Below are 6,642 nucleotides of genomic sequence, written 5' to 3'. Positions count from 1 at the left end.
ACGGAGGGACAGAGGTGGTTAGCTGAACGTTGGGAAAAACTGATAGTTTTATCGACGTAAGAAGCAGAAAAATTAGCTAAATTAACAGGATGTACTCTCAGGGAATTTCACGAGAGATAGGCTTTTAGTGGCTTGATAAAAAGCTTTATCCATCTATTCATAATAAATATTGGCAGGGTATTAAAGATTAATTATTGTGACTAACTCTTTTGATTAGAGAAAGATAAACTTGAGAATTTTGAGTTAAATTTATTGACTCAAAATCAGCTGTACTTAATTTAAATGAAACAGCCCTAGGGAAGACAGGGAGAGGTGCGATCGAGTTTTGCCTGATATAAAAAACGACGAATTCGGGGAACTCCGGCAATGGTTTCGTCTGGGACTATGTTACTAAAACCACTCTGATTTTTTGGCAGTTCCGGGGGTGGGGGAAATCCGTCCGGTTGCGGGTAATTATTAAACTTACAAATCGAGATAAAATTAGGAGTATTTTGTAATTGTTTGGCTAGGGGTGGATAATCTTGACTGGCAGCGATGGGACGGAGGATATCTAAGGCGATAATTTGCGGTTCGTAGGGCAGTAATTTATTTAAAAGCTGCGATAATGCTTCTCCTGCGAGGGAACGTTTTCGATCGCTTCCGGGTATTGTTGGTCTTTTCATACCCATGCGATCTTGATAGGCCCAATCTTGGCGATCAATGGTAATAATTAATAATCTTTCATCGGGTTTATCTTTGGGTTTTAGTTGCATCAGGCGATCATAAATATTTAATTCTAAGGGTTCTAAAATTCCTGTTTCTCTTATTGCCAAGACTGTCATCGTTACGGCTAAACCTAAACCGAAAGTTAGAGCAAATCGTCGCCAATTTTGTTGTTTTTGAGGGGAGTTACTGAAACTATGCCAAGTGGGGGGTTCTTCGGTGGGATTGGGGCAAACTACGGGCAGCCAACTGGCACAGGGATAGTCTTTTTCCCAATCATCGTGGAGATTTTTTTGGGCTTCATGTACGGCACTATAGAGAGATTTATTATTGGTAAAAGCGGTTAAAAAGTATTGCAGAAATTTGGGAGAAACAGGATCGGGTAATTTCTCGCGCATAAAGATTAGATGGGGTAATGCCATCCCTTTTTCCCGTGATAGTTGTTGTGCTAAACCGATACCATCACAGGAGTTAAATATCGCTAACTTTAACCCGTTTTTAGTGGCTTCTCCCAGGGAAAAGCTAAAATCAGCTATCTTTAATTTATGAGTTTCTGTTAGTTGAATTTCGCAATCTTGACCATTTTCTGTACTGGCACTATGACCGCTAAAAAAGAGGATATTCCAAGTTTCTTGACGCAATAACTGATTTAATTTTTGCGGGTGGGGGGCTTTTTCCCAGATAATTTCGGCTCCTGCTTTTCCCGCAATATCGTCTAAAGTTTTGCGATCTTCTTCGAGAAATTTTAAGTCGGTGGCATAGCCTAAAATGGCTAAAATCCGAATTTTTTCATGATTTTTTAATTGTCTGGCTAAGGTATCGTATTCTGAGACAATAATGGCTATATCTGCGCCAGTATTTTGGAGAATTTCCCATTTTTCCCAGGGGAATCTTTGCAGCCAAATATTATCGGTTTGTACCCAGATACGAAAGTTATTGCCAGAGCGCAGAATTGCGGTTTTGATCGGTTCAAATTCTGGGCTATTATTCAACCATTTGTTTAAGTTATCCTCAAATAATTTGGCTTTTTCTTGGCAGTTTTTAAAAACTAAACTCTGCTGAGAACTATTGGTAATTTGTTGGGGATTGCTATCTTTTAAGACTTTAAAAAATCCCTCTAATTCACTATAGTGACGTTGCCATTGACGGTAAAAAGTTAATAACTCTAAATTAGCTGGTAGCCTTGCTTTGATCACAGTTTGGGGACGAGAATTAAGATCGGGACGAATTTCTAATTTTACTTTAAATCCCCGATCGAATGTGCCATCTAGTTCGAGAGTTAAGAGTTTAATCATTAAGTTTTTCCTCGCTTATACTTGTAAATATTCGGTTACTCTTGCCGATTCTAAGGCCACTTCAATGAAGAATTTATCCCCCAATTCAGCATCAAATCGATAACGAATAAATTCATCGTTATCTGTGGCAATTACTTCTCGAAAAACCTGACCAGTTTCGGTGAGAATAGTTAATTTTAAATGGGTGGGTAAAGTGCTTGTTTCTCCGGTGGGGTAAACAGTCGCTTGCAGGCTAAATACTTCTTCAGTTTTAGCGATAGTAATCATCAAAGCGAGGGGATTTCCCAGTAATTCTACTCCTAAATCTTTGATGCGTTTAATTTCTGTATTTTTGAAAGCTGGAACCAGTGACAGTGAGCTAAAATTGAGGATACTTTGCCAATCAATGGGGAAATTATCAGTAAACCAATTGGTTAACTTGACGGGGGATTTTTGCCGACGGGTAATTAAAATTTTTCTCCAGTTACTATTGACGATTACTGCTGCCCATTCCTGAAAAGTAACGGCTTTTCTGGGAAAGATTAACTGAGGATTAGCTAAGATGTCTAGTAAGGTTGTCAATCTATCTAAAGATAGTTTTTCTTCCATCTTTTCCCGTTCAATCTTAACTGGTTGCCATTGACACTCTTCCCATAAATCCAAAGAATATGATCCTGATTGCAGTTGATTTCTCGGTAGAGAGTAGTTAAGATTGCGCTTAATATATTGTCCTTTTTCTTTAATATCTTTATGGGTAGTAGAACCCCAAATTCTCAGATAACTTTCGGCAGTGTTTACCTGTACCGCTAGATAATAATCACCAATTAATTGAGGAATATCTACCCATTCTTGAGGAATTTTGATCGCTTCTAGATCCAGAGTTTCGCTGGCAATAACTATTACTGACTTTTCGCCTAATTTAACGGTAAAACCATTAACTCCTAGTTGCCAGAAATCCTCTTGATTTTCTACTAAGCTAACCCCAGGCATCCCTGACTGTAGATAGTTAAAAATAACTTGTTGACAGAGATAATTAATATAAAATCTCTGACGAATACTGGCATCAGTAAAACTGGCACTTTTTGCCCAACTTATCTCTTGAATATCTGCGGGTATTTCTAGCCAAATGCTATCAGGAGTTAGTTCTAACCAATCATTAACCATAATTAATCCTCCTGAGTTGTTGCGCTGGTTTGATAGTAGTATGTTAGCCATGGTTCTATTGCCTTACTAATAACTTCTCTATCGTGGGACTGGAAAGGAATATGCAGGTTTTCGCTGGCCCAGGGTAAAAACTTTTTAGCGAGGTGACGATAAACTTTATCCAGTTCCCTAGAAACCTGATATTGTTTGATAACCACCGTGGTGATTTCTGTAATCTTAGCGGCAATTGCCACTTGTCCCAACCCTGAACCATAAGTCATCTCTAGAATTAACTGAATTTGCGGATGCAGTTTTGCCTGTTGCGGCTGCTGACAAATCTGTGAAATTTCTGCGCGTAACCAAGCTAGAATTTTTTGGTGATTTTGTTGCGACTCGCGAAAATTTTCCGCCGCTTCTAATTGCTGCCAAGGGGTATCATGGTCAGTATCTTCGATCATTTCCTCCCTCGTGCTACTTTCCTCACCCCCTAAAGGTTGCTGTAGAGAAATTGTTTTTCCTTGGGGAAATAAATAATCAAAAATAGCTTGTCCCGCATCCTTTAACCATCGGGTAATTGTCGCAGAATTGATTTTGATGGTAGAGTGGCTATCCGAGTTATAAGCAGCGGCGATTTTTTGCCAGATTTCTGGACTAGGTTCCTGAATTTTACCATCGGTTTTTATTTTTGCCTGGGCATAAATTTCTTTATAGTAATCCCAAGCTAAAAGGTAATTTTCGAGAGTTTCCCCCACTAATCCCCTCGCCAGGAGAGCTTGGCTGAGACGCGCTCAGGTAGAATTAAGTAGTAGGCTCCAAGTATTATGGCCGAATGCTTGACTAATCTGACGGATGCGATCGATTAAGCGATATTTAATCCTCTGAGTGGCAAAATTATCGAAGCGAGTAGAGAATAAAGGCTTAAAGTCAGCTAAGATAGCCTCAAAACCAAGAATTCCTTCGTTAAAGTAGTCTTCGATCTGATAATCTAGTTTAGCTTGATATTTTTGATAGATTTCGGCAGCAGCCCAGTAGCAAGGTTCCTGTAAATAAGCGTATAAATGCCCACGGAAAAGATGATTTTGGGAACCGGGATTCTGATACTGTTGCTGAAAGAATAGGGCCCAATACTCCTCTGAATCGACATTAGGATCGATTGGGCCATAGCTTTCCATGTTACGACGCAAACGCCGATCGCAATTCCATTCTGTCCTATTTTGCTGCAAAACTAAAAAGCAACAAAACTTCTCCAGCAAAGTCTCTCGTTTTTTCATCTAGCTAGTCCCCGTGGAGGTCAACTAAACTCTCTATCGTTCCACTTGCAGCTTTTATGCAGTATTTTGGCATTTTGTTACAAATTGATCATACTCGGTCGAGGAGAGTCACAGTAAATGGCTTTTTTACCCACTGCCAACCCCCAACAGCTAACCCCCAGGGAGGACTACGAGGGGCATCTTTTAAAAAAAACCTGTCCACTGTTCCTGAGAAACGTTAACATAAGTTAACAACCCCTTAACAACCGATAAGATCATCCTCAATTTATCAGGAGTTCGACAGCGTGAACAAAAACGGTAATAACAAAAAATGGCGCAATGCGGGACTATATGCCCTATTGTTAATCGTAGTCCTTGCCTTGGCCTCAGCTTTCTTCGATCGCCAGCCAGCAGTGCAACAAACTTGGAAGTATAGTGAATTTTTACAGGAAGTACGGGAAGGTAAAGTAGAAACCGTGCGCTTAAGTGCCGACCGGCAACGAGCGATCGTACCCACCCAAGATGGAGCAAATGTATTAGTTAACCTGCCCAACGATCCGCAATTAATCAACATCTTGGCAGAAAATAACGTTGATATTTCCGTACTGCCCCAAAGAGAAGAAGGAGTATGGGTAAGAGCCTTCAGTAGCCTCTTTTTCCCGATTTTACTTCTTGTTGGTCTATTTTTCTTGCTCCGTCGCGCCCAAAGTGGTCCCGGTTCCCAAGCGATGAACTTCGGCAAATCGAAAGCAAGGGTACAGATGGAACCCCAAACCCAGGTTACTTTCGGTGATGTGGCCGGGATTGAAGGGGCAAAATTAGAATTAAACGAAGTGGTGGACTTCCTGAAAAATGCCGATCGCTTCACGGCAATTGGGGCAAAAATCCCCAAAGGAGTCCTTTTAGTCGGTCCTCCGGGGACTGGTAAAACCCTACTCGCTCGCGCAGTAGCTGGAGAAGCAGGAGTCCCGTTTTTTAGCATTTCCGGTTCGGAATTCGTGGAAATGTTCGTCGGGGTGGGTGCGTCTCGCGTCCGCGACCTATTTGAACAAGCGAAAGCGAATGCACCTTGTATCGTCTTTATCGATGAGATTGATGCTGTCGGTCGTCAACGGGGTGCCGGTTTAGGGGGTGGTAACGATGAACGGGAACAAACCCTCAACCAATTATTAACGGAAATGGACGGTTTTGAAGGTAATACAGGTATTATCATTATCGCCGCCACTAACCGTCCTGATGTGCTGGATGCCGCTTTATTACGTCCGGGTCGTTTCGATCGCCAAGTGGTGGTGGATCGTCCCGATTACGCTGGCCGTAAGGAAATCCTTAATGTCCACTCCAGAGGCAAAACTTTGGCCCAAGACGTGGATCTCGATAAAATCGCCCGTCGTACCCCCGGTTTTACCGGTGCGGATCTGGCTAATTTGCTCAACGAAGCCGCAATTTTAGCGGCACGTCGCAATTTAACCGAGATTTCCATGGATGAGATCAACGATGCGATTGATCGTGTCTTGGCCGGCCCTGAGAAGAAAAATCGCGTCATGAGCGAAAAACGCAAAACTTTAGTTGCTTACCATGAAGCTGGTCACGCTTTGGTGGGTGCTTTAATGCCGGATTATGATCCTGTCCAGAAAATTAGTATTATTCCTCGCGGTCGCGCTGGGGGTTTAACTTGGTTCACTCCTAGCGAGGATCGCATGGAATCCGGGTTATATTCTCGCGCTTATCTGCAAAATCAGATGGCTGTAGCTTTGGGGGGTCGTTTAGCTGAAGAAATTATCTTCGGTGAGGAGGAAGTAACTACGGGTGCTTCTAATGACCTGCAACAGGTGGCACGAGTAGCGCGGCAAATGGTAACTCGTTTCGGAATGAGCGATCGCCTCGGACCGGTGGCTTTAGGTCGTCAAAATGGTAATGTTTTCCTAGGTCGTGATATCGCTTCCGATCGAGATTTCTCCGATGAAACTGCGGCAGCTATTGACGAGGAGGTGCGTAACCTAGTAGAACAGGCCTATCGTCGCGCTAAAGAGGTTTTAGTCAATAACCGCGCCATCTTGGATCAGTTAGCGCAAATGTTAGTGGAAAAAGAAACCGTGGACGCGGAGGAGTTACAAAATATCCTCGCTCATAACGAGGTGAAAATGGCGGCTTTAGCTTAAGTTTTGTAACATTTTCTTGACAAACAGCATCCTGATGGGTGCTGTTTTTTTGTTAAATGAAAATTAATGACAAACTTAATTTCTTGCTGATCAGCTGTTAATCAGCTTAACAGG

The 6,642-nt window shown here is 42.1% G+C and carries 2 protein-coding genes and 2 pseudogenes; 1 reads left to right on the top strand and 3 read right to left on the bottom strand.

Translation table 11 applies throughout. The annotated features are described in order from the left end of the window. Positions 1 to 296: 296 nt before the first annotated feature. From H6G40_RS17660 to H6G40_RS17650, 3 genes and pseudogenes are all read right to left on the bottom strand, one after another. Positions 297 to 1,997 (bottom strand): annotated as a pseudogene (locus H6G40_RS17660) (CHASE2 domain-containing protein); the annotation flags it as partial. A 15-nt stretch (positions 1,998 to 2,012) separates the two neighbouring features. Then, positions 2,013 to 3,140: a DUF1822 family protein gene (locus tag H6G40_RS17655; protein ID WP_069475350.1), complete on the bottom strand. Its 1,128-nt coding sequence runs from the start codon at positions 3,138 to 3,140 to the stop codon at positions 2,013 to 2,015. Between the two features lie 2 nt (positions 3,141 to 3,142). After that, positions 3,143 to 4,390, bottom strand: a pseudogene (locus tag H6G40_RS17650) (RNA polymerase subunit sigma-70). Positions 4,391 to 4,674: 284 nt separating this feature from the next. Here H6G40_RS17650 and ftsH3 point away from each other — a divergent pair. After that, complete coding sequence (ftsH3, locus tag H6G40_RS17645; RefSeq protein ID WP_002737367.1) at positions 4,675 to 6,528, top strand: ATP-dependent zinc metalloprotease FtsH3; 1,854 nt, start codon at positions 4,675 to 4,677, stop codon at positions 6,526 to 6,528. The last annotated feature ends 114 nt before the right edge of the window (positions 6,529 to 6,642 follow it).

This window comes from Microcystis viridis FACHB-1342, from assembly GCF_014698335.1.
Classification (GTDB): Bacteria; Cyanobacteriota; Cyanobacteriia; order Cyanobacteriales; family Microcystaceae; genus Microcystis; species Microcystis ichthyoblabe_A.
The sequence above is the reverse complement of the archived record's forward strand: the minus strand, read 5'-3'. Positions and strand labels throughout refer to the sequence as shown.